The sequence below is a fragment of the Amycolatopsis azurea DSM 43854 genome, from assembly GCF_001995215.1.
GTDB classification, from domain to species: Bacteria; Actinomycetota; Actinomycetes; order Mycobacteriales; family Pseudonocardiaceae; genus Amycolatopsis; species Amycolatopsis azurea.
On the sequence record NZ_MUXN01000008.1, the window covers coordinates 275,741 to 296,573 of the forward strand.

General features: G+C 68.3%; 23 protein-coding genes. 12 read left to right on the forward strand and 11 right to left on the reverse strand.

Annotation, left to right across the window (positions count from 1 at the left end):
- Positions 1 to 7 precede the first annotated feature (7 nt).
- Together B0293_RS13180 and B0293_RS13185 are read right to left on the reverse strand one after the other, a co-directional pair.
- Positions 8 to 619, reverse strand: coding sequence for a phosphatase PAP2 family protein (locus B0293_RS13180; RefSeq protein WP_005155390.1), 612 nt, complete (start codon positions 617 to 619; stop codon positions 8 to 10).
- A 70-nt stretch (positions 620 to 689) separates the two neighbouring features.
- Positions 690 to 1,574: a LysR family transcriptional regulator gene (locus B0293_RS13185; RefSeq protein WP_005155389.1), complete on the reverse strand. Its 885-nt coding sequence runs from the start codon at positions 1,572 to 1,574 to the stop codon at positions 690 to 692.
- A 105-nt stretch (positions 1,575 to 1,679) separates the two neighbouring features.
- Between B0293_RS13185 and B0293_RS13190 the strand changes: the two genes are divergently transcribed.
- Positions 1,680 to 2,939 (forward strand): MFS transporter, encoded by a 1,260-nt coding sequence (locus B0293_RS13190; RefSeq protein WP_005155388.1) that lies wholly within the window; start codon positions 1,680 to 1,682, stop codon positions 2,937 to 2,939.
- Positions 2,940 to 2,952: 13 nt separating this feature from the next.
- On the opposite strand, the gene B0293_RS13195 is transcribed toward B0293_RS13190, so the two are convergent.
- A complete protein-coding gene (locus B0293_RS13195; protein ID WP_005155387.1) occupies positions 2,953 to 3,603 on the reverse strand; it encodes an O-methyltransferase in 651 nt (216 codons plus the stop codon).
- 178 nt (positions 3,604 to 3,781) lie between these two features.
- Here B0293_RS13195 and sigE point away from each other — a divergent pair, with 178 nt between their 5' ends.
- Complete coding sequence (sigE, locus tag B0293_RS13200; protein WP_039917094.1) at positions 3,782 to 4,402, forward strand: RNA polymerase sigma factor SigE; 621 nt, start codon at positions 3,782 to 3,784, stop codon at positions 4,400 to 4,402.
- Entirely contained in the window at positions 4,399 to 5,097 is a 699-nt protein-coding gene (locus tag B0293_RS13205; protein WP_005155385.1) for a zf-HC2 domain-containing protein, read from the forward strand. The genes sigE and B0293_RS13205 overlap by 4 nt, the downstream gene beginning before the upstream one ends.
- A 9-nt stretch (positions 5,098 to 5,106) precedes the next feature.
- Here the strand turns inward: B0293_RS13205 and B0293_RS13210 are convergent, their stop codons facing one another.
- A complete protein-coding gene (locus B0293_RS13210; protein ID WP_005155384.1) occupies positions 5,107 to 5,775 on the reverse strand; it encodes an LppU/SCO3897 family protein in 669 nt (222 codons plus the stop codon).
- A gap of 161 nt (positions 5,776 to 5,936) precedes the next feature.
- Between B0293_RS13210 and B0293_RS13215 the strand changes: the two genes are divergently transcribed.
- Together B0293_RS13215 and tatB are read left to right on the forward strand one after the other, a co-directional pair.
- Positions 5,937 to 7,478 (forward strand): trypsin-like peptidase domain-containing protein, encoded by a 1,542-nt coding sequence (locus tag B0293_RS13215; protein ID WP_005155383.1) that lies wholly within the window; start codon positions 5,937 to 5,939, stop codon positions 7,476 to 7,478.
- A gap of 55 nt (positions 7,479 to 7,533) precedes the next feature.
- The gene (tatB, locus tag B0293_RS13220; RefSeq protein WP_005155382.1) at positions 7,534 to 7,962 is read left to right on the forward strand and encodes a Sec-independent protein translocase protein TatB; all 429 of its coding nucleotides are present in this window, start codon (positions 7,534 to 7,536) and stop codon (positions 7,960 to 7,962) included.
- 97 nt (positions 7,963 to 8,059) lie between these two features.
- On the opposite strand, the gene B0293_RS13225 is transcribed toward tatB, so the two are convergent.
- The 4 genes from B0293_RS13225 to B0293_RS13240 are packed head-to-tail and all read right to left on the reverse strand — an operon-like array spanning position 8,060 to position 11,980.
- Complete coding sequence (locus B0293_RS13225) at positions 8,060 to 9,205, reverse strand: Mrp/NBP35 family ATP-binding protein (RefSeq protein WP_005155381.1); 1,146 nt, start codon at positions 9,203 to 9,205, stop codon at positions 8,060 to 8,062.
- A 9-nt stretch (positions 9,206 to 9,214) separates the two neighbouring features.
- The gene (locus B0293_RS13230) at positions 9,215 to 9,724 is read right to left on the reverse strand and encodes a DUF1003 domain-containing protein (RefSeq protein ID WP_005155380.1); all 510 of its coding nucleotides are present in this window, start codon (positions 9,722 to 9,724) and stop codon (positions 9,215 to 9,217) included.
- On the reverse strand, positions 9,717 to 11,024 hold the full coding sequence (locus B0293_RS13235; protein WP_039917088.1) for a magnesium transporter MgtE N-terminal domain-containing protein: 1,308 nt from the start codon (positions 11,022 to 11,024) through the stop codon (positions 9,717 to 9,719). The genes B0293_RS13230 and B0293_RS13235 overlap by 8 nt, the downstream gene beginning before the upstream one ends.
- Positions 11,025 to 11,068: 44 nt before the next feature.
- Positions 11,069 to 11,980, reverse strand: a complete 912-nt coding sequence (locus B0293_RS13240; protein ID WP_005155377.1) for an aminoglycoside phosphotransferase family protein — start codon at positions 11,978 to 11,980, stop codon at positions 11,069 to 11,071.
- An 88-nt stretch (positions 11,981 to 12,068) separates the two neighbouring features.
- Here B0293_RS13240 and B0293_RS13245 point away from each other — a divergent pair, with 88 nt between their 5' ends.
- Both B0293_RS13245 and B0293_RS13250 read left to right on the forward strand, forming a co-directional pair.
- Positions 12,069 to 12,899 carry a slipin family protein gene (locus tag B0293_RS13245; RefSeq protein ID WP_005155376.1) on the forward strand — a complete coding sequence of 277 codons (831 nt, stop codon included), beginning with the start codon at positions 12,069 to 12,071 and terminating at the stop codon, positions 12,897 to 12,899.
- A 73-nt stretch (positions 12,900 to 12,972) separates the two neighbouring features.
- Entirely contained in the window at positions 12,973 to 14,061 is a 1,089-nt protein-coding gene (locus B0293_RS13250) for a hypothetical protein (RefSeq protein WP_167334543.1), read from the forward strand.
- A 7-nt stretch (positions 14,062 to 14,068) separates the two neighbouring features.
- Here B0293_RS13250 and B0293_RS13255 read toward each other — a convergent pair whose 3' ends face one another.
- From B0293_RS13255 to B0293_RS13265, 3 genes are read right to left on the reverse strand one after another with little or no spacing between them, the layout of a single operon-like run.
- On the reverse strand, positions 14,069 to 14,749 hold the full coding sequence (locus B0293_RS13255; RefSeq protein ID WP_005155374.1) for a DUF4190 domain-containing protein: 681 nt from the start codon (positions 14,747 to 14,749) through the stop codon (positions 14,069 to 14,071).
- 49 nt (positions 14,750 to 14,798) lie between these two features.
- Positions 14,799 to 15,191, reverse strand: a complete 393-nt coding sequence (locus B0293_RS13260) for a DUF4190 domain-containing protein (RefSeq protein WP_005155373.1) — start codon at positions 15,189 to 15,191, stop codon at positions 14,799 to 14,801.
- Positions 15,192 to 15,225: 34 nt separating this feature from the next.
- Positions 15,226 to 15,543, reverse strand: a complete 318-nt coding sequence (locus tag B0293_RS13265; protein WP_005155372.1) for a DUF4190 domain-containing protein — start codon at positions 15,541 to 15,543, stop codon at positions 15,226 to 15,228.
- 157 nt (positions 15,544 to 15,700) lie between these two features.
- Here B0293_RS13265 and B0293_RS13270 point away from each other — a divergent pair, with 157 nt between their 5' ends.
- The 5 genes from B0293_RS13270 to B0293_RS13290 all read left to right on the forward strand — a co-directional run bounded on the left by B0293_RS13270 (position 15,701) and on the right by B0293_RS13290 (position 20,831).
- Positions 15,701 to 16,897 (forward strand): acyl-CoA dehydrogenase family protein, encoded by a 1,197-nt coding sequence (locus tag B0293_RS13270; protein WP_005155371.1) that lies wholly within the window; start codon positions 15,701 to 15,703, stop codon positions 16,895 to 16,897.
- Between the two features lie 60 nt (positions 16,898 to 16,957).
- On the forward strand, positions 16,958 to 17,473 hold the full coding sequence (locus tag B0293_RS13275; RefSeq protein WP_005155368.1) for a general stress protein: 516 nt from the start codon (positions 16,958 to 16,960) through the stop codon (positions 17,471 to 17,473).
- 246 nt (positions 17,474 to 17,719) lie between these two features.
- Entirely contained in the window at positions 17,720 to 19,042 is a 1,323-nt protein-coding gene (locus tag B0293_RS13280) for an ABC transporter substrate-binding protein (protein WP_005155367.1), read from the forward strand.
- Entirely contained in the window at positions 19,039 to 19,989 is a 951-nt protein-coding gene (locus tag B0293_RS13285; protein ID WP_005155365.1) for a carbohydrate ABC transporter permease, read from the forward strand. The genes B0293_RS13280 and B0293_RS13285 overlap by 4 nt, the downstream gene beginning before the upstream one ends.
- Positions 19,989 to 20,831, forward strand: a complete 843-nt coding sequence (locus B0293_RS13290; protein ID WP_005155363.1) for a carbohydrate ABC transporter permease — start codon at positions 19,989 to 19,991, stop codon at positions 20,829 to 20,831. Before B0293_RS13285 ends, B0293_RS13290 begins: the two co-directional genes overlap by 1 nt.
- Positions 20,832 to 20,833 lie beyond the last annotated feature (2 nt).

Consider the following 20,833-nt stretch of genomic DNA (forward strand, 5'->3'; position numbering starts at 1 on the left):
CTGCGGTTCACCTGCGGGGCGGTAGCAAGGGACCTTTGCTATCGCCCCGCGGGCGCACCCTGGGCATGGGCTGGGTCGGCGCGTCTCCGGCATGCGCGGTGAGCCGGCGGGCGATCCGGGTCGCGGGGCCGCTCAGGTACCGGAACACGAGCCACGCCGTCACGGAGCCGAGGACGAGTCCGGCGAGCACGTCGTGCGGGTAATGCGCGCCGACGTATACCCGTGAGAAGCCCATCAGCAGGGCGAGCGGGAGTACCCACGGCGCGAGCCGTCGCCAGGCGAGGGCCAGCCCGACCGCGGCCGCCGCGGCGATCGTGGAGTGGTTGCTCGGGAACGACCAGTCGCCGATCGGCGGGCAGTCGACGAGCGTGACGAGGTTCCGGCACGGCCGGTCCTCCCGGATCACGCTCTTCAGACCTTCGCTGATCAGGTACGCGATCGCGGTCGCGCCGGGCACCAGCAGCGACACCGCGAGCCGGGTGGGCGAGGTGCGTGCCCGCCAGACGACCCAGACCATCAAGGCGGCGAAGATCAGCATTCCGGCGTCGGTGAACAGGACGCCTGAGGCCTGAAGCCAGCTCGGGCTCTCGCCCGCCAGCTCCACGATGTCGTCGTACATTCACCCGAAGTTAGCGAAAAAGTCGGCCGCGCCGCCTTGCACGATCGTCAGGGGCCGCACTGGACGATCGTCACCGATTTTGCGCGCGGACCCGCTCCCGGAACCGCATGACCGCGGGCGGCAGGACGACGTCCTTGCGCCACGCCAGCCCGATCGTCCGCCCGACCGGCGGCACCAGCGGGACTTCGGCGACGCCCGCCGGGCTGCCGGGTTCGAACCGGGGGAGCAGCGCGACGCCGAGCCCGGCCGCGACCAGCCCGCGGACCGTGTCCGACTCCTGGCCCTCGAAGGCGATCTTCGGCTCGAAACCGGCCGCGGCGCACAGTTCGTCGGTGATGGTGCGGAGGCCGTAGCCGGTTTCGAGCAGGACGAATTCCTCGTCCTTGAGGTCTTCGATGGCGGCGTACTCCCGGTCGGCGAGGCGGTGCGACGTCGGGACGGAGAGAAAGATCTCCTGCTCGAACAGCACGGCCGTGTCGAGCAGCGGGTCGTCGACGGGGGCGGGCGCGAGCAGCGCGAGGTCGAGCTCGCCACTGGTCAGCCTGTCGACCATGTCCTGGCGTGAGCCCTGGACCAGCGTGAACCGGACTCCCGGATGGTCCGCGCGGTAGCCGCGGAGCAGGGTGGGGACCAGCGACCGGCCGAGCAGGTGCAGGAAGCCGAGGACGACGTGCCCGGATTCGGGGTCGACCTCTTCGCGGGCTTGGCGGACTCCGGCGTCGACGTCGGCGAGCGCGCGTTCGGCGGCGTCGGCCAGCAGTTCGGCGGCCCGGGTGAGCCGGATGCCGCGGCCGTCGGGGACCGTCAGCGGGGCGCCGAGGGCCTCGCCGAGCGCCGAGATCCGGCGGCTCACCGTGGGCTGCGGGACACCGAGCAGTTCGGCCGCGCGTGTGACGTTCGTCGTGCGGCGCAGTGCGGTGAGCAGCGCGAGCTGGGGGGCTAGCTGGGCGGTCATCCTTTCATTCAGCACAGTATTGATTGTGGCAGATAATCGTATTAGACGTATCGTTTAGCCAGGCTTAGCTTCAAGATCGTGTCTGCCACCGGAACCACCCGCCGCGTGACGATCGCCGTCGCCGCGGCCGGGATCTCCTCGTTCGCCCTGCTCTACGCGCCGCAGCCGGTGCTGCCGCAGCTGGCCGAGCAGTACCACCTCGATCCCGGTGGCGCTTCGCTCGCGGTGAGCGTCGCGACCGGGGCGCTCGCGATCGCCGTGCTGCCGATCGCGGTGCTGTCCGAGGTCGTGGGACGGCGTCCGGTGATCATCGCCTCGGTGGTGGCGTCGGTCGTGTTCGGTTTCCTGCTGCCCCTGGCGCCCAGCTACCCGGCGCTGCTCGTGCTGCGGGCGCTGCAAGGGGTCGCCATCGCGGGGTTCCCCGGGGTGGCCGCGGCCTACCTCGCGGAGCGGCTCGGCAAGGCCGGGCTCGCGGCGGCGGTGGGCGCGATGATCGCCGGGAACACCGTCGGCGGCATGATCGGAAGGCTCGCGGCCGGGTTCACCGCCGGTCCGTTCGGCTACCACGGCGCGCTGCTCGTGGTCGCGGCGATCGGGCTGGTCTGCGCGGTGGTCACGGTGCTGGCGCTGCCGCCGGGGGAGCAAGGGACCTTTGCTATCACTTCCGCGGATCGTCCCAGGTCAGAGCGGCTTCGCGAGCAAGGGCGGGCGGTGCTGGCGGGCCTCGGCGCCGCGGTCCGGAAGCCGGTCCTGCTCGTCCAGTACGCGGTCGCGCTGCTGGCGATGGGCTCGTTCGTCGCGCTGTACAACGCCGCCGGGTTCCGCCTGACCGGGGAGCCGCTGAACCTCTCGCCCGCGATCGCGTCGCTCGTCTTCCTCGCCTACGCGATGGGCTCGGTCTCGTCCGCGACGGCGGGCAAGCTCGTCGGGCGGTTCGGCCGACGCCGGTCGCTCGTCGGCGCCCTGCTGCTCACGATCGCCGGCGCCGCGCTGACGCTCTCCGACTCACTGCCCCTGGTCATCGCCGGGTTCGTGGTCCTGACCGGCGGGTTCTTCGCCGCGCACGCCGTCGCCAACGGCTGGGCCGCCGCGGAGGCGCCCGAGAACGCCCGAGGCCAGGTGGGCGGGCTCTACACGCTTTCGTACTACCTCGGCAGCAGCATCGGCGGCGCCGTCGGCGCGACCGTCTACGGGCACTCCGGCTGGACCTGGCTCATCGTGCTCACCGCCGGCTGGCTGGCCCTCGCCGCGGCGGCCGTGGTGGCCGGGACGCGGCTGAAGGGGACTTTCCCCGCATCGCACGGGGTGAAAGCGTCCTTCGCCGCGTCGGACGTGGGGAAAGCGTCCTTCAGCCCCCGGCGATAGCAAAGGTCCCTTGCTACGCGATCGCCGCGACCAGCAGCCCGCCGCCCACCGGCAGCAGCGCCGGGACCAGCCGTTCGTCCTCCCGGAAGGCCCGTGCGACCTCGCGCAGCGCGAGCGTGTCCGGATCGCGCCGTGAGGGATCCGTCACCCTGGTGCCGGAGACGTTGTGAAAAGCCAGTATCCCGCCGGGCCGGAGCAGCGCGACGGCCTTCTCGTAGCAGCTCGGGTACTCGATCGGCGCCGAATCGACGAACACCAGGTCGTAGCCGCCGGGGGTGAGCCGGGGGAGGACGTCGAGCGCGCGGCCCATGATCAGCCGGGTCCGCCCCGGCGGGTAGCCGGCCTCGCGGAACGCCGACCGCGCCGCCCGGTGGTACTCGGGCTCGATGTCGATCGAGGTGAGGATCCCGTCGTCGACCATGCCCCTGAGCAGGCACAACCCGCTCACCCCTGCCCCGGTCCCGACCTCGACCACGGCCTTCGCCCGCAGCGTCGTGGCGAGAAAACGCAGAGTCGCACCCGCGCCCGCGCTCAGCGGACCGCATCCCAGATCGGCCGACCGCGCCCGCGCGGTGGCCAGTACCTCGTCGTCGGGGAGGTACCCGTCGACGAGGTCGGCGTCGGCGGCCTCGGCAGGCGAGCCCGCATGCGTCCCGGAATTCACACGCGGAGGTTAGCGCTGCCTGTGGACAAATCCGCGAAGACTCCCTGGTACCGACTTCTCAGCCTCCTCTCAGTCCTGTCTCACTAGAAACATAAGCAGGCCGGACAGACTGGTCCTCGACAACGGGAACACCGTGCACATCGCCCGCGTTGGGTGGAGTAGTTGGGAGAAGACGCTGATGGAGGTGCCTACTTCCCCGATGCAGGACACGATGCAGGACCAGCACGCGGACCAGGTCACGCCGGTGACGGTGGACGAGGCCGCATGGACGCCGCCCTCGTGGGACGAGGTCGTGCGTGAGCACGCTGACCGCGTGTACCGGCTGGCGTACCGCCTGACCGGTAACGCCCACGACGCCGAGGACCTGACGCAGGAGACCTTCATCCGGGTCTTCCGCTCCCTCGCGTCCTACAAGCCCGGCACGTTCGAAGGCTGGCTGCACCGCATCACCACGAACCTCTTCCTCGACATGGCCCGCCGCCGCTCGCGCGTGCGGATGGAAGGCCTCCCCGAGGACACCGACCGCATCGTCGGCGACGACCCGAGCCCCGAGCAGGTCTACTCGGACACGCACCTCGACCCGGACCTGCAGGCCGCGCTCGACGAGTTGCCGCCCGAGTTCCGCGCCGCGGTCGTGCTGTGCGACGTCGAAGGCCTCTCGTACGAGGAGATCGGCGCCACGCTCGGTGTCAAGCTCGGCACCGTGCGCAGCCGGATCCACCGTGGCCGCCAGGCGCTTCGTGTTTCTTTGGAGCGTCGTCGCGCCGCGGCGCAGGAGTCTGCGAAGGTGGGGGTATGACCGCACCGCGAGGCTGGGGACTCCCCGAGTCGCATCTGCTTCCGGACGCCATCGTCGCCTTCGTGGACGGCGAGCTGACCCTCGGCGCCCAGGACCGCGCGTCGGCGCACCTGGCTCGTTGCCAGGCGTGCGCGGCCGAGGTGGCCGCGCAGCGTCAGGCGGTCGCGGCCGTGAAGCAGGCGGGAGCCCCGTCGATGTCGGCGGGTTTCCTGGCCAGCCTGTGCTCCATCCCGCAGAACACCGAACTTCCCGGCACGCCGGACAACCTGGCGATGACAGCGGACGGCCAGCTCGTGGCCATCCAGCGGCCCGACAGGGTCGCCGGCCTTCGCGACACCGGGGTTCTCGGAGGCAGCGGGGTTCTGGGAGGTACAGCGCCGTTGGGATCATCGGCGCCGCTGGGCCAGTCGCCGAACGTCCTCGGCGGCGGGCGGTTCGGCCTCGCCCGGCGGAAGTACGCGCAAGGCGCCGGAGTCGTCGTTTCGGGTCTGGTGCTGAGCGCCCTGGCCCTGGTCGCGACCTCGGGTGACGGCAGCGAAGAGCAGCCGAACACCGGCCTCGTGCCGCCGCAGGGCGTCAACGCCGGTCTGCTGCCCGCGCAGCTGGGTGGCGCCAAGCCGGAACAGCCGCGCAGCACGGCGCCGAGCCCGAGCCCGAGCACGTCGAGCGTGCCCGTGCCCGTGTCGGCCCGCTGATCCGCTTCGTCAGGGTTTGACGAAGCAGATCGTCGAACTCTTGAAGTTCGAAGTCCCGTAGCTGGCGTAGGAGATGACCTCCGCCGTGCCTTCCTTGCACGGGCTGTTCACCATGCTCGACTGCGGGAAGACCTCGCTGATCTTCAGCCGCGCCGAGCCGCAGTCCTTGAGCGGCGGCGGGGTCTTGCTCTCGATGTCGTCGAAGCACAACCCGACCTTGGCGTTGATCGCCAGGCACAGGGCGACGCCCTCCCCGCGCAGCGGCGTCTCGACGGCGTAGCGGTAGAAGCCCTCTTTGCAGTTCCAGTCGCCCTTGTTCTTGCCGGTGAGGCTCACCGCGTACGGCGCTTGAGGCGAGTCGCACGGCGTCTTGACCGCGTCGGCCGCCTTGCCGGATCCGGTCAGCACGACGCAGTCGCCTTCGGTCAGCTTCGCCGCCTGCTTTTCCGGTCCGGCGGCCGCCTTCAGCACGAAGACCAGGCCGAGCCCGCCACCGACCACGACGAGCGCGGCGACGAGCAACAGCACCTTCGCCTTGGTGGACAGGCCCTTCTTCTTGGGCGGCTGCTGCGGCCAGCCCTGCTGCTGGTGGGGCCACTGCTGCTGTTGTTGTTGCTGCGGCCACTGCTGGTGAGGGACGTTCTGAGGCGGGTAAGGAGTCCCCGGGTTCTCCGACATGCCCGTTAGACTGCCACAAGTGAGACACGGTTGCCCCAAGTGTCACATTTCTTGGCCGTTCCGGGGAATCAACGCGCACTTCACCGTGGTCACGGCAGAATCGGGGTCGAGGCTTGGCGTACTCTCGCGTCCGGCCAACCTGATCTCAGCCCCGGGGAATGATGACCGAGCAGCCGAACGCGAATCCGCAGCAGCCTGGTGACCCGGCGGGGGACCGGCTGGCGCCGCGCCCGCTGGCCCGGCCCGCCGTCGATCCGGCGCAGGCGGCCACGTTCGGCAGGCCGCGTGGCGTCGACGGCGCCTTCGACAAGCTGTACCAGCCCGGCTCGAACGGCCAGTCCGCGCCGAACCTGAACCTGGCCCCGCCGACTCCGGAGTCGCTCGCCGAAGCCTTCCGCCGTCCGCCGGGTGCCGAAGGTGTCGTGCTGGAGCGCCCGCACGGGACCAACGGCTCCGAACCGTCCGCGAACGGCGCCGACGACCCCCTCTGGACCAAGACCTCGGACCCGTGGCGCGATCCCGGCTCCGGTGCGGTGCTCGCCGGGCCCGCGGTGCAGCAGGACTCGGAAGAGGACAAGGACGCGAAGCGCCCGCAAGGTGCGCTGCTGAGCCTTCCCGAGGTCCTCTTCGGGCGGCGTGTGCAGACGAAGGCGCTGGCGATGCTCGCCGGCGTCGCGCTGGTCATCGGCGCCGCGGGCGGGCTGATCGGCTGGTGGTTCGCCGACACCGGCACCGAACTGACCGGCCAGGCCAGCATCTCCGAGGCCGACGCGGCCAAGGAGCGTCCGGCGGGCTCGATCGCGGACATCGCCCACCGGGTGGCGCCCGCCGTCGTCTCGCTCGAGGTGTTCAAGCCCGGCGCCGACGCGGGCCAGCAGGGCTCCGGCGTCGTCATCGACAACCAGGGCTACGTGCTCACGAACGAGCACGTAATCTCCGCCGCGACGGCCGACGCGGCCACCAAGGTCACCGCCGTGTTCTTCGACGGCAAGCGCGTCGAGGCGAAGGTCGTCGGCGCCGATGCCAAGACCGACCTGGCCGTGGTCAAGGTCGACGTCAAGAACCTGACCGCGCTGCAGGTCGGGAAGTCGTCCGATCTCGCCGTCGGCGACTCGGTGATCGCCGTCGGTTCGCCGCTGGCGCTGCAGAACTCGGTCACCGCCGGCATCGTGAGCGCGCTCAACCGCCCGGTGACCGCGGGCGGCGACGGCGGCAGCGCTCCGGTGATCTACGAAGCCATCCAGACCGACGCCGCGATCAACCACGGAAACTCCGGCGGCGCGCTCGTCGACGCGACCGGCGCGCTGGTCGGGATCAACTCCGCGATCCGCTCGTCCAGTGCAGAGGGCGGCAGCATCGGCATCGGGTTCGCCATCCCGAGCGACTACGCGGTGAAGATCGCGAAAACACTGATCAAGGACGGCAAGGTCGTCCACCCCGACATCGGCATCAACGCTTCGTCGACCGTCGCGGGTTCCAGCACCATGGGCGCGCAGGTCCGGAACGTCGCCCCCGGTGGCCCGGCCGCGTCCGCGGGCATCAAAGAAGGCGACGTCATCACGGAAGTAGGCGGACGGCTGGTCCGGGACTCGGCGGAATTGCTCGTCGCGGTCCGCGCGCGCGAAGTCGGTGAAGTGGTCCCTGTCCGCCTTGTCCGGGATGGGTCTTCACTTGTCGTCGACGTGAAACTGGCCTCGGACTAGCCAGTCCGTGCGGGTACCCTGAACGGGGAAGACGCCGAGGCGGAGGTTCACACAGGTGTTCGAGAGTGTCGGCTGGGGAGAGATCCTCATCATCGTCGTCGCGGGTCTTTTCATCCTCGGTCCGGAACGGCTGCCCGAAGCGGCGTCCTGGGTGGCGAAGAGCGTCCGCAAGGTCCGCGACTTCGCGACCGGTGCCAAGACGCAGCTGCGCGAGGAGATGGGCCCGGAGTTCGACCAGTTGCGCAAGCCGCTGGAGGACCTGCGAGGCCTGCGGAACTTCGACCCGAAGCGGGTCGTGACCCAGCACCTGTTCGACGGTGACTCGGATCCGCTGGGGCTCAAGGACGTCAACGGCACCAATGGTTCCAACGGGACCAACGGCTCGAATGGTGCTTCGAAGCCCAACGGCTACCCGGCGACGGCTTCGCAGCCCGAGCCGCTCAAGCCGGGTGAACGCCCCCCGGTCGACCCCGACGCCACCTGACCCAGGCTTTCGACCCCATGCATTTCGTCCTCTGAATGCGATCCTTGCGCGTGCAAGTACCGCATCCAGAGGACGAAATGCGAAGAGGGAGAGGGCGTCAGCGGCCCGCGGGGGTGACGTTCAGCATCATCCCGGCCAGCCCGCGCGCCCGGACGGTCAATTTCTTCGCCGCGTCCTTGAGCACGAGCGACGCCGGCGCGTCCGGCTCGGCCAGCACGATCGGCGTGCCCGCGTCGCCGTGGGAGACCACGCGCGGGTCCATCGGGACCTGACCGAGCAGCGGCACGGTCGAGCCGACCGACTTCGACAGCGAGTCGGCGACGGACTGCCCGCCACCCGAGCCGAAGATCTCCATCCGCTGACCGTCGGGCGTCTCCAGCCACGACATGTTCTCGATGACCCCGGCGACCCGCTGCCGGGTCTGCAACGCGATCGCGCCCGCGCGCTCGGCCACCTCGGCGGCCGCCTGCTGCGGGGTGGTGACGACCAGGATCTCCGCGTTCGGGATGAGCTGTGCCACCGAGATCGCGATGTCGCCGGTGCCCGGCGGCAGGTCCAGCAGCAGGATGTCGAGGTCGCCCCAGAACACGTCGGCGAGGAACTGCTGCAGCGCGCGGTGCAGCATCGGCCCGCGCCACACCACGGGGGCGTTGCCCGGGGTGAACATGCCGATCGAGATGACCTTCACGCCGTGCGCCTGCGGCGGCATGATCATGGTGTCGACCTTGGTCGGCTTCTCCCGCGCGCCGAGCATCCGCGGCACCGAGTGCCCGTAGATGTCCGCGTCGACCACGCCGACGGAAAGCCCGCGTTCGGCCATCGCGGCCGCGAGGTTCACCGTCACCGAGGACTTGCCGACGCCGCCCTTGCCGGACGCGACGCAGTAGACGCGCGTCAGCGAGCCCGGCTGCGCGAACGGGATCACCGGCTCCGCGGCGTCGCCACGCAGGGATTTTCGCAGCTCGGTGCGTTGCTCGTCGCTCATCACGTCGAGCTCGACCCGGACGTCGCTGACGCCGGGGAGCTTCTTGACGGCTTCGGTGGTGTCGTTGGTCAGCGTCGCCTTCAACGGGCAGCCGGCGACCGTCAGGTAGATCCCGACGGTGACCACACCGTCCGAGCCGACCTCCACGCCCTTGACCATGCCGAGTTCGGTGATCGGTTTCTTGATCTCCGGGTCGTACACGGCCTTCAGCGCGGTGCGGACATCGTCGACGCTGGGGAGTTGCTGCGTACTGGTCACACCTCCATGTTACGTACCGGTAGGCGTGCGGTCGGGTTTGGCCTTGCGCGGCTTGGCATCAAGATCCTCACGGAGCCGGTCGAGCTCGCCGCGCAGGAAGTCCCGCGTGGCGACCTCGCCGAGCGCGATCCGCAGCGACGCCAGCTCCCGCGCGAGGTATTCGGTGTCCGCCTTCGTCTGCGCGGCGCGATTCCGGTCCTCGTCCAGCGAGACGCGGTCGCGGTCGTCCTGCCGGTTCTGCGCCAGCAGGATGAGGGGCGCGGCGTACGCGGCCTGCGTCGAGAACGCCAGGTTCAGCAGGATGAACGGGTACGGGTCCCATTGCAGCGAGACCGCGACCAGGTTCAGCACGATCCAGACGATGACGATCAGCGTCTGCCAGAACAGGTACTTGCCGGTGCCGAGGAATCGCGCGATCCGTTCGGTGAACCGGCCGAACGAGTCGGGGTCGATGTTCAGCCTGAACCGGCTCTGGCCACGGGGCTGGTCCAGCCGCCGCCCGGACGTCAGCTCAGGCACGTTCGGTCTCCTCGGTGTCGATGGTGATGTCCCCGGTGATGTCGTGCAGCCCGGTCTCGCGCCAGTCCTCCGGGAGCAGGTGGTCGAGCACGTCGTCGACGGTGACCGCGCCGAGCAGGTGGTCCTCGGCGTCCACCACCGGTCCGCAGGTGAGGTTGTAGGCGGCGAAGTAGCGGGTGACCTCGGACAGCGTGGCGTTCGGCCGCAGCGCGGGCAGCTGCGAGTCGACGGCGCTCGCGACCATCTCGGCCGGTGGTTCGCGCAGCAGCCGCTGGAAGTGGACGACGCCGACGAAGCGTCCTGTCGGCGTCTCCGTCGGCGGACGGCAGACGAACACCATGCTCGCCAGCGCCACCGGGAGGTCCGCGTTGCGGATGTGCGCGAGCGCCTCCGCGACCGTGGCGTCCGGCGTCAGCACCACCGGCTCGGGCGTCATCAGACCACCCGCGGTGTCGGAGGAGTACTCCAGCAGCCGCTTCACCGGCGCCGACTCCTCGGGTTCCATCAGCTCCAGGAACCGGCTCTGCTCGGCGGGCGCCAGCTCGGCCAGCAGGTCGGCGGCGTCGTCGGGGTCCATCGCTTCGAGGATGTCCGCGGCCCGTTCCTCGGCGAGGTAGGACAGCAGTTCCTTCTGGTCGTCCTCGGGCAGCTCCTCGATGACGTCGGCGAGGTGCTCGTCGTCCATCGCGTCGGCGACCTCGTGCCGCCGCTTCAGCGGCAGGTCACGGACCGTGGCGGCGACGTCGGCGGGGCGCATGGTGTCGAACAGCATCAGCAGCTGCGCCGCGCCCTGGGTCTGACCGGTCAGGTCGGTGAGCCCGAGCCCGGACACCTCCGACCACGGCAGCACCTGCATCGCCGACCGCCGCCTGCCGAGGCCGAGCCTGCTCGACCGTTCGCGGATCGCGAGCTTCGCGAGCACCCAGTCCCGCGTCCTCGTCGGTTCCATGCCGGCGTCGACGACGGTGATCCTGGTGTCGGACCCCGCGAGCGTCGCGTACGCGTCGAACAGCTGCCCGACCACCAGCACCTCGTTGGGCCGCTGATGGAACCGCCGCATGTTCACCGATCCGGTGGCGAGCGTGACCGCGCTGGGCTCGATCGAGGTCACGCGCAACATCGGCACGAACACGCGGCGCCTCGTCGTCAGCTCGACCACCAGGCCCAGGATCCGCGGCGGTTGCTGGTCGAGGCGCAGGCCCGCCACCAGGTCCCGTACCTTGCCGATCGATTCGCCATCGGGTCCGAAAACCGGCAAACCGGCCAGCTGAGCTGCGAATACCCTGTTCACGGCTGCCATGCCCGAAGGCTATCGGCTCCCGGGGCCCGCGACGATTCGTGTGATCACCGCAATGCCCAGGCGGCGATTCCCGGGACGGCCGCGTAGGCCGGGTCTTCGGCGAGGCTCTCGGGGGTGGCGCCCTCGGCGAGGTCCTCGTACAGCCAGGTCCAGTTCTGCACCGCGCGCACGAGTGTCCACGCCCGCGCGCGTTCGGCGTCGACTCCGGCCGCGGCGCTGAACCACTTGATCTTTTCGTCCATTGTGGACTCTTCGTGGCGGTTCCAGAGGATCGAGATCGCGCCGAACTCCAGGTCGCCCGAAAGCGGCTTCGGGTCGATCACCAACCACGGTTCGCGTTCCCCGGCGAGGACGTTCTCGAAGTGCAGATCCTCGTTCACCATCAGCTCACCGGCTTCCGGGCCGAGGTTCACGCAGATCTCCACCGCCGCGTCGATGTACTCGCGGTCGAACGGCTCGCCCAGTTCGCTCCAGGTCTCCGGGAGTTCGGTGACCAGTTCCGCGGCTTCCTCGCGCAGGGATCGTTGCAGTGCTTCGGGAGCGGGGACGGCCAGCCGTCGCGCCAGCGCGCCGATCGTCTCGACGGCCTGCTGGATCGGCTCCGTTTCGAGCGACCGGGTCGCGTCGAGCCGCTCCAGGAGCAGCACACCGTCTTCGGTCACGTTGTCGTACATCAGGACCGCGCCCCGACCGGCCCAAGTGGACAGTGCGAGCGGCTCGTCGTCGGATTCCTCGTGCGGCCAGCCGAGCTTGAGGACCGCGGGGGAGCCGTCCGCGCGGCGCACGGGCTGGGCGACGCCGACGAAACCGTGCATGGCCTCGCCGTCGTACTCGAGCTGCCATTTGGCGGTGTACTTCTCGGCGAGGAACGGGAGGGAGTCGAGCCATTCGGCGGCCCCGGGGCCGAGGTCGGCGGCGCGGTCGAGGAACTTGGGCGGGATCTTGAAACCGGTCACGGATCCACCTTGGCAGGCCTGTCCACCGTGTTTCGCCCGTGACCCGCCGGGCGTACCGTGAACAGCGAGAACAACCCTGGGAGCAGCCATGGTGGTGGAGATTCTCAGTGCGGTCGCCGTCGCGGGCGGTGCTTGGGTCGCGGCCAGCCTTCGGGTGGTGAAGCAGTACGAACGCGGTCTCGTGTTCCGGTTCGGGCGGGTGCGCCCGGCCATCCGGCAGCCGGGGCTCGCACTGCTGGTGCCTTTCGCGGACAGGCTGCAGAAGGTCAACATGCAGATCGTCACGATGCCGATCCCCGCGCAGGACGGCATCACCCGCGACAACGTCACCGTGCGGGTGGACGCCGTCGTGTACTTCAAGGTGATCGACCCGGTGCTGGCCGCGGTCAACGTGCAGGACTACCGCTCGGCCGTCGGGCAGGTCGCGCAGACCTCGCTGCGGTCCATCATCGGCAAGAGCGACCTGGACGACCTGCTGTCGAACCGCGAACGGCTCAATGAGGGCCTGGAGCTGATGATCGACAGCCCGGCGCTGGACTGGGGCATCCACATCGACCGGGTCGAGATCAAGGACGTCGCGCTGCCGGAGTCGATGAAACGCTCGATGTCACGCCAGGCCGAAGCCGAACGCGAACGGCGGGCGCGGGTCATCTCGGCCGACGGGGAACTCCAGGCGTCGTACAAGCTCTCGCAGGCGGCCGCGACCATGGCCGACACCCCGGCGGCGTTGCAGCTGCGGCTGCTGGAGACGGTCGTGCAGGTATCGGCGGAGAAGAACTCGACGCTGGTCCTGCCGTTCCCGGTGGAACTGCTGCGCTTCCTGGACGCGAACACGCCGAAGAAGCCCGAGGCCGCGGAGTCCAACGGTCAGGTGGCTCCGGCGCCCAGGGAACCGGACGACGCTGGTCAGGGTCCCTGAGGCATGAAGAAGCCCCAGGCGCTTGCGACAGAGGCGACACTGGGGCGTTCGTCACTGACGGTAGCAACTTCGAGTGCCGTCCGTCGAGCCCGAAGAGCCCATGGTCTGGAGCTTGCTGTCCGAACCCCGGATGGCTCCCTACCTTGAGGGGGCCTCAGGAGACAAGGTCGAGGCCCTGCGGCTGTACGAGTGGAGCGCCCGAACCTCCTCTGCCGCTTTCGAGGTCGTCGGGCATCTCGAGGTGCTGCTTCGTAACGCTCTGGACAAGTGCCTTCGCGAGCACTTCCGAGAGGAGCAATGTGGCATCCCGTGGTTCCTGCTGCCGACCCCAGGCGGGGACAATGTGGCGGAGGCCGTGGCTGCGGTGCGGGAGCGGCTGCGTCCCCAGCGGAAAGAAACCCGGCACCAGATCATCGCCGGATTGAGCTTCGGCTTCTGGTCCGGCTTGCTCGGTCCCAAGTACGAGGAGCTCTGGCGCGACTGTCTTCATCGTGCTTTCCCGAACTCGTCGGGGAAGCGAAAGCAGGTCGCCGTCGCTGTCGAGCGGGTCCGCAAGTTCCGGAACCGGCTCGCGCACCACGACTCGACGATCAACGTCGACATACCCTTCGAGCTTCGTCAGATCTTCGACCTGGCCGCGTACATCGACGCGGATGCAGCACGATGGTTGAAGCGATGCAGCGGATTGATGACCGTCTATGCGCAACGGCCGGTCACAATCGATGACACCGTCGTCGTGGCGGCGAAGCACGCTTGGCCGCTGTACGAGAGCTGCGCCGCTTACGTATGCCAATCCGGACGGGCGTTTCGACCGATCGAGCGTATGGCGTTTTATGCGGACCGTGAGGTGAAGCTTGACGTTCCTGCTGTGCTTCACCGCCGGGACAACGTCGAGTGGTCTTCGGAAGAGGCGTCACGGCTCAGCGCCTCGGACGATCGGTTCGATCGTAAGATCGCCAAGGTCATCGAAGCCTCGGACGCGACCTGGACGGATGGTCGCTATCAGGTCTTCTTGCTGACCGGTCCGGGACATCCTGATCACCGGCAGTTGCGTGCGGCGCTGACTCATCAAGGCACCGGCAGAGGCTCGGCTTTCGTGAAGCGGCAGCGGTATGTCTCGTTGCACTCGTTGGAGAACGCGATGACCACGGCAGACCTCTAGAACGTCGCTAATCCAGCTCCCCGTTGACGCCCAGAATGATCAAAGTCCCGAAGAAGCCAACGTACAGCGCGATCACGACGTAACCGATGATCACCGCGGCGAGCGCCATGCTGCGCCCGCCCGCTTCGCCGCGGTTCGCCTTCGCCAGCCCGATGTGCCCCAGGATCACCCCGACGATCACGGTCACGCACGAGCAGAGCCCGACGAGCGAGCACACCAGCCCGGCGATCGCCATCCCGTTGTCCTGCGACCGCGGCGCCGCCGTGGCCGCATACGGGTTGTACGGCTGGCCGTACGGCTGAGGCGGGTACGCGGCGGGCAGCGGCGTCGGCGTGTACATCGGCGGGGGCGGAGCGTCCGGAGCCGCGAAGGACTGTGGGACGGGCTCGGCCGTCAGCGGATCGATGGTCTGCCCGTACGTCTCGTCCGGCACGGGCACCGGATCCGGCCCTGGAGCAGGAGCCGGTTCAGGGGCAGGCGCTGGCGCATCGGCCGAAGGAACCTCGAACGGAGCGGGCGGCTCGAACGGCGGAGGCGGCGTGAACGGTTCCGGCGGCTGGAACTGCTGCGGGCTCGACATCGCTTCGGACGGCGAGGGCGCCGGGGACGCCGAAGTCGGGTCCGAGAAAGTGTTCGAGTCGGTGTAGGACGACGTCGACGGTGTGTCCTGCGAGTCGGAACTGCTCATCCGTTGGCCCCCTGGTTCGTGCGGGACCCCACCGTATCCTCCGAACGGGTCACCGGACGCCCGCGGCACCGACCGCGAACACCACGAAAACGAACCACAGGATGATCGGGATCAGCCACAGCCCGGTGATCACGTAGCCGATGATCATCCCGGCCTGCGCCATGCCCTGCCCGCCCGCTTCGCCGCGTTTGGCCTTCCCGAGCGCTATGTGCCCGAAGATGATCCCCAGCAGCGCCGGGAAGCACATGATCAGCCCGATCAGCGAGCACACCAGCGACGCCACCGCCATGCCCTGGTCGGGCGGCCGGACGTAGGCCTGCTGGACGTAGTACTGCTGCTGAGGCTGATACGGCTGGAGACCGTACGGCTGCTCGAACTGCCCGGAAGGCTGCTGCTGCCCATAAGGCTGTTGCTGCCCGTACGGGTCGTGCGGATTCGTCATTGCGGGTCCCCTCGTCGGCTTCGGACCGTAGTCGTCAGCGGAATGCCCCGTGTTTCGCGGCCACGTTCAGCAGGACCGGGATCGCGATGGCGTACAGGATGATCATCAGATAGCCGACGATGAACGCGGCCAGCGCCATCCCCTTGCCGCCCACCTCGCCGCGCCGGGCCTTCGCGAAGGCGACGTGCCCCATGACGATCCCCGGGATCACGGACACCAGTCCGATCAGTCCGAAGAGTGAAAAGATCAGGGCGGCGATGGCCAGACCGGAGTCCTTGCTCCGCGCCGGAGCCTGGTTCGGAAAGGTGTACTGCTGTTGCGGTGGGAATCCACCAAACGGCTGCTGAGCCACGTTCGTCCCCCTCGGACTGTGATCGGCTTGCCACTGTAGTGCGATGGCACGGATGGTGTACGCGTGACTGCGCTCATAGCGAGGTCCCCGGTCAGGCGTCATACTCACCGGTAACCCAGCGCCGGGAGCCCGGTGCGCGCGAATTTAGGGAGCAGCGATGGCTCGCCTCGCCCAGACCGCCGGCTTGACCGACGTGCAGTCCGAAATCCTGGCCACGGTCCGCCAGTTCGTGGACAAGGAGGTCATCCCGCGCGCGCAGGAGCTCGAGCACTCCGACACCTATCCCGCCGACATCGTCGAGGGGATGAAGGAGATGGGCCTGTTCGGGCTCACCATCCCGGAGGAGTACGGCGGCCTCGGCGAATCGCTGCTGACCTACGCGCTCGTGGTCGAGGAGATCGCGCGCGGCTGGATGAGCGTTTCCGGCGTCATCAACACGCACTTCATCGTGGCGCACATGATCTCTCGTCACGGGACGCCGGAGCAGAAGCAGCACTTCCTGCCCCGCATGGCGACCGGCGAGGTGCGCGGCTCCTTCTCGATGTCCGAGCCCGACCTCGGTTCCGACGTCGCCGCGATCAAGACCCGCGCCCGCAAGACCGACGACGGCTACGTCATCGACGGCTCCAAGATGTGGCTGACCAACGGCGGCAGCTCCACCCTGATCGCGCTGCTCGTCAAGACCGACGAAGGCGCGGAGAAGGCCCACCAGAACCTGACCACTTTCCTGGTCGAGAAGCCGGAGGGCTTCGGTGAGGTCGCGCCCGGCCTCACCATCCCCGGCAAGATCGACAAGATGGGCTACAAGGGCGTCGACACCACCGAAGCCGTGTTCGACGGCTACAAGATCGGTGCCGACAAGGTCCTCGGCGAGGCGCCGGGCAAGGGCTTCGCGTACATGATGGACGGTGTCGAGGTCGGCCGGGTCAACGTCGCCGCGCGCGCCTGTGGCATCGCGATCCGCGCGTTCGAGCTGGCCGTGGAGTACGCCCAGCAGCGCAAGACCTTCGGCAAGGCGATCGCCGAGCACCAGGCGATCGCGTTCAAACTCGCCGAGATGGCCACCAAGGTCGAGGCCGCGCACCTGATGATGGTCAACGCCGCCCGCCTCAAGGACTCCGGCGAGCGCAACGACGTCGAGGCCGGCATGGCGAAGCTGATCGCCAGCGAGTACTGCGCCGAGGTCACCCAGGACTCCTTCCGCATCCACGGCGGCTACGGCTACTCCAAGGAGTACGAGATCGAGCGCCTGATGCGCGAGGCGCCGTTCCTGCTCATCGGCGAGGGCACCAGCGAGATCCAGAAGACCATCATCAGCCGCGGCCTGCTCCGTGAGTACAAGTCCCGCTCCTGAACGTTCGCGCCTTTCGCCCGTCCTTGAGAAGATGGACCGGGACGGGCGAGAGGTGATTACGTGAGTGCTCCCTTTGGCGGAGGCGGCCGGGCCGCAGGTGGGCTGCCCAGGCTGCCGACACCGCCTTCCGGCTGGCCGATCGGCTCCTACGCGACGTACGGCGAGGCGCAGCACGCCGTCGACTTCCTCGCGGAGAAGGAATTCGGCGTCGCCGACGTGACCATCGTCGGCGTCGACCTGATGCTCGTGGAACGCATCCTCGGCAGGCTGAGCTGGGGCCGGGTGCTGGGCACCGGGGCGGTTTCTGGCGCGTGGTTCGGCCTGATCATCGGGCTGTTGCTGGGCATGTTCAACAACCAGGGGTTCGCCTGGCAGCCCATGATCGGCGGGCTCGTGCTCGGCATTCTGGCGTGGACGGTCTTCGCGGCCATCAGCTACAGCATGTCCCGCCGCGACTTCTCCTCCGCGAGCCAGCTGGTCGCCGGCCGCTACGACGTGCTCTGCCAGCCACGATCGGCCGAACAGGGGCGTGAGCTTCTGGCCCAGCTCGCCCTGGGCGGTCGTCCCGCCGGGTGACGCGGGGGCCGGGCCGACTGACATTCGGCGGTACTCGTTCACCTGTTCGTCGTGCGGTCCGCTGAATCGTTACCGATACTGCTTGCGGGCGGTGATCGCCCGGAATAGGTTGCACAACACCAGTCGGGCGGTCATGTACTCCAGCGTGTCCGCCTGAGCACTAGCACGTCGGGGTGCTGGCGCGCGGGCTTCTTCAACGCGTCCTAGTGCCGCCGTTCCCCAGGCGTGCGCGGGTGAGGAGGCCTCATGGGGAAGAGGATGAGCGCGAGCCGAAGGGGCCGCTCACCAGGCCGCACCGGCTCGCTACTCGGCGCGACAGCGCTGACGGTCGGCCTGCTGGCGGGCTGTGGTTCGGATGCCGGCCTGAAGATCAACGTCTACTACGCGCCCGAAGACAACTTCCAGTCCGTTGTGGACGATTGCACCAAGGCCTCGGGCGGGCGGTACGAGGTCGTCTACAACAAGCTCCCGCGACCGGCCGATGGCCAGCGGGAACAGATGGTGCGCCGTCTGGCCGCCGGGGACGATTCGCTCGACGTCCTGGGGTTGGACGTCACGTGGGTGTCCGAGTTCGCGGAGGCGGGCTGGGCCGAAGAATGGACGGGTGAGGCGAAGGCCGAAGCGACCGCGGGTGTCCTGCCCGGGCCGCTCGAAACCGCCACGTGGAACGGAAAACTCTACGCGGCGACCAAGAACACCAACGTCCAGCTGCTCTGGTACGACGACCGGCTGACCCCGTCGCCGCCGAAGACCTGGGACGAGATGATCGACCAGGCCAAGGCGCTCAAGGTGCAGGGCAAACCGGGGAACGTCGTGTTCACCGGCGCGCAGTACGAAGGCCTCGTCGTCATCTACAACACGCTCGTCGAGTCGGCGGGCGGCAAGATCCTCTCCGACGACGGCAAGTCCGTCGTGATGGACGAGGGTGCGATCAAGGCGCTGGAGATGCTCAAGAAGGTCACCACGGCCGGGATCACCGACCCGTCGCTGACCAACTCCAAGGAGGACGAGGTCCGTCAAGCCTTCCAGCGCGGCAACGCCGCCTTCGAGCTGAACTGGCCGTTCGTCTACGCCTCCTACGCCAAGGAGAAGAAGGCCGAGCTGCAGCACTTCAAGTGGACCACCTATCCGCGGTTCGAAGCGGGCAAGCCCGCCAAGACCACGATCGGTGGCTACAACCTGGCGGTCAGCTCGACTTCGAAGCACAAGGCCGAGGCCTACGAGGTCGCGCTGTGCCTGCGCAACGAGAAGAACCAGAAGTTCTCCGCGCTCAAGGACGGTGTCCCGCCGACGCTCGAATCGCTCTACACCGACACGGTCCCCCTCGACGCGACAGCGGGCGTGAGCGACGACAACCCGAGCATGGACACGAAATACCCGATGCGGGAAACGATTCTGGACGCGCTCAAGGACGCCGCGGTGCGCCCGCTGACGCCCGCGTACCAGAACGCCTCGACCGTGTTGTCGAAGGTGCTTTCCCCGCCCTCTGAAATCGATCCACAGAAGACGGCGGAGAAGCTGAAGAAAGAGCTCGCCGACGCGCTCCAGTCGAAGGGAGTGATCCCGTGACCGTGCAGGAAACCGCCGGTTCGGCGACCGAGAGCAAGCCGGGCAAGAAGGCGAAACCCGTTCTCAGTGAAGGAAAGAAGGCCGAGCGCAGACTGGGGCTCTGGCTGTGTGCCCCGGCGGCGTTCGTGATGATCGCCGTCACCGGGTATCCGATCATCTACTCGATCTGGCTTTCCCTGCAACGCTACGACCTCCGGTTCCCGGCGCAGCAGGAGTTCGTCGGCCTGGAGAACTACGTTTCGGTGCTGTCCAACGGTTACTGGTGGACGGCGTTCGGGACCACGATGGGGTTGACCATCGTTTCGGTGATCATCGAGTTCGTGCTGGGCATGGGCCTGGCGCTGATCATGCACCGGACGCTAGTCGGACGGGGCCTCGTGCGGACGGTCGCCCTGATCCCGTACGGCATCGTGACCGTGGTCGCGGCGTTCTCCTGGTACTACGCCTGGACGCCGGACACGGGCTACCTGGCCAACCTGTTCTTCCCGGATACCGCGCCGTTGACCGAGTACTGGCCTTCGCTGGCGATCATCGTGCTCGCCGAGGTGTGGAAGACGACGCCGTTCATGGCGCTGCTGCTGATGGCGGGGCTGGCGCTGGTGCCGGACGACCTGCTGAAGGCCGCGGCGATGGACGGCGCGACGGCGTGGCAGCGGTTCACCAAGGTGATGCTGCCGGTGATGAAGCCGGCGATCCTGGTGGCGCTGCTGTTCCGCACCCTGGACGCGTTCCGCATCTTCGACAACATCTTCGTGCTCACCAACGGCGCGCAGGACACGTCGTCGGTGTCGATGCAGACCTACAACAACCTGGTCAAGGGGCTGAACCTCGGGATCGGGTCGACGATGGCGGTGCTGATCTTCATCACGGTGGCGATCATCGCGTTCATCTTCATCAAGGTGTTCGGCACGGCCGCACCCGGCAGTGACAATGGGGGTAAACGCTGATGGCCATCGGTGGAGCGGTCACTCCCGGCCGCAAGGTCAAATGGGGCCTCATCGACATCCTGGTCCTGGTGTTCGCGCTGTTCCCGGTGCTCTGGGTCGTCTCGCTTTCGTTCAAGACCAAGGAGACCCTGGACGATGGGAACTTCATCCCGTCGGAATGGACCTGGCAGAACTACGCGGACATCTTCGAGACCACGGAATTCATCCGGGCACTGGTGAACTCGATCGGCATCGCGATCATCGCGACGGTGATCGCGGTCGTCCTCGGCACGATGGCGGCGTACGCGATCGCGCGGCTGGACTTCCCCGGCAAGCAGGTGCTGGTCGGGATGTCGTTGCTGATCGCGATGTTCCCGCAGGTCTCACTGGTGACGCCGCTGTTCAACATCGAACGTGAGCTGGGATTGTTCGACACCTGGCCGGGGCTGATCCTGCCCTACATCACGTTCGCGCTGCCGCTGTCGATCTACACGCTGTCCGCGTTCTTCCGGGAAATCCCGTGGGAGCTGGAAAAAGCGGCGAAGATGGACGGCGCGACCCCGGCGCAGGCGTTCCGGAAGGTGATCGCGCCGCTGGCGGCACCAGGGGTGTTCACCACCGCGATCCTGGTGTTCATCTTCTGCTGGAACGACTTCCTGTTCGCGATCTCGCTGACTTCGACCGAGGCCTCGCGCACGGTCCCGGCGGCGCTGTCGTTCTTCACCGGGTCCTCGCAGTTCGAAGACCCGACCGGGACGATCTCCGCGGCCGCCGTGGTGATCACCGTCCCGATCATCCTGTTCGTGTTGTTCTTCCAGCGTCGCATCGTGGCGGGGCTGACGTCCGGTGCGGTGAAGGGCTGACC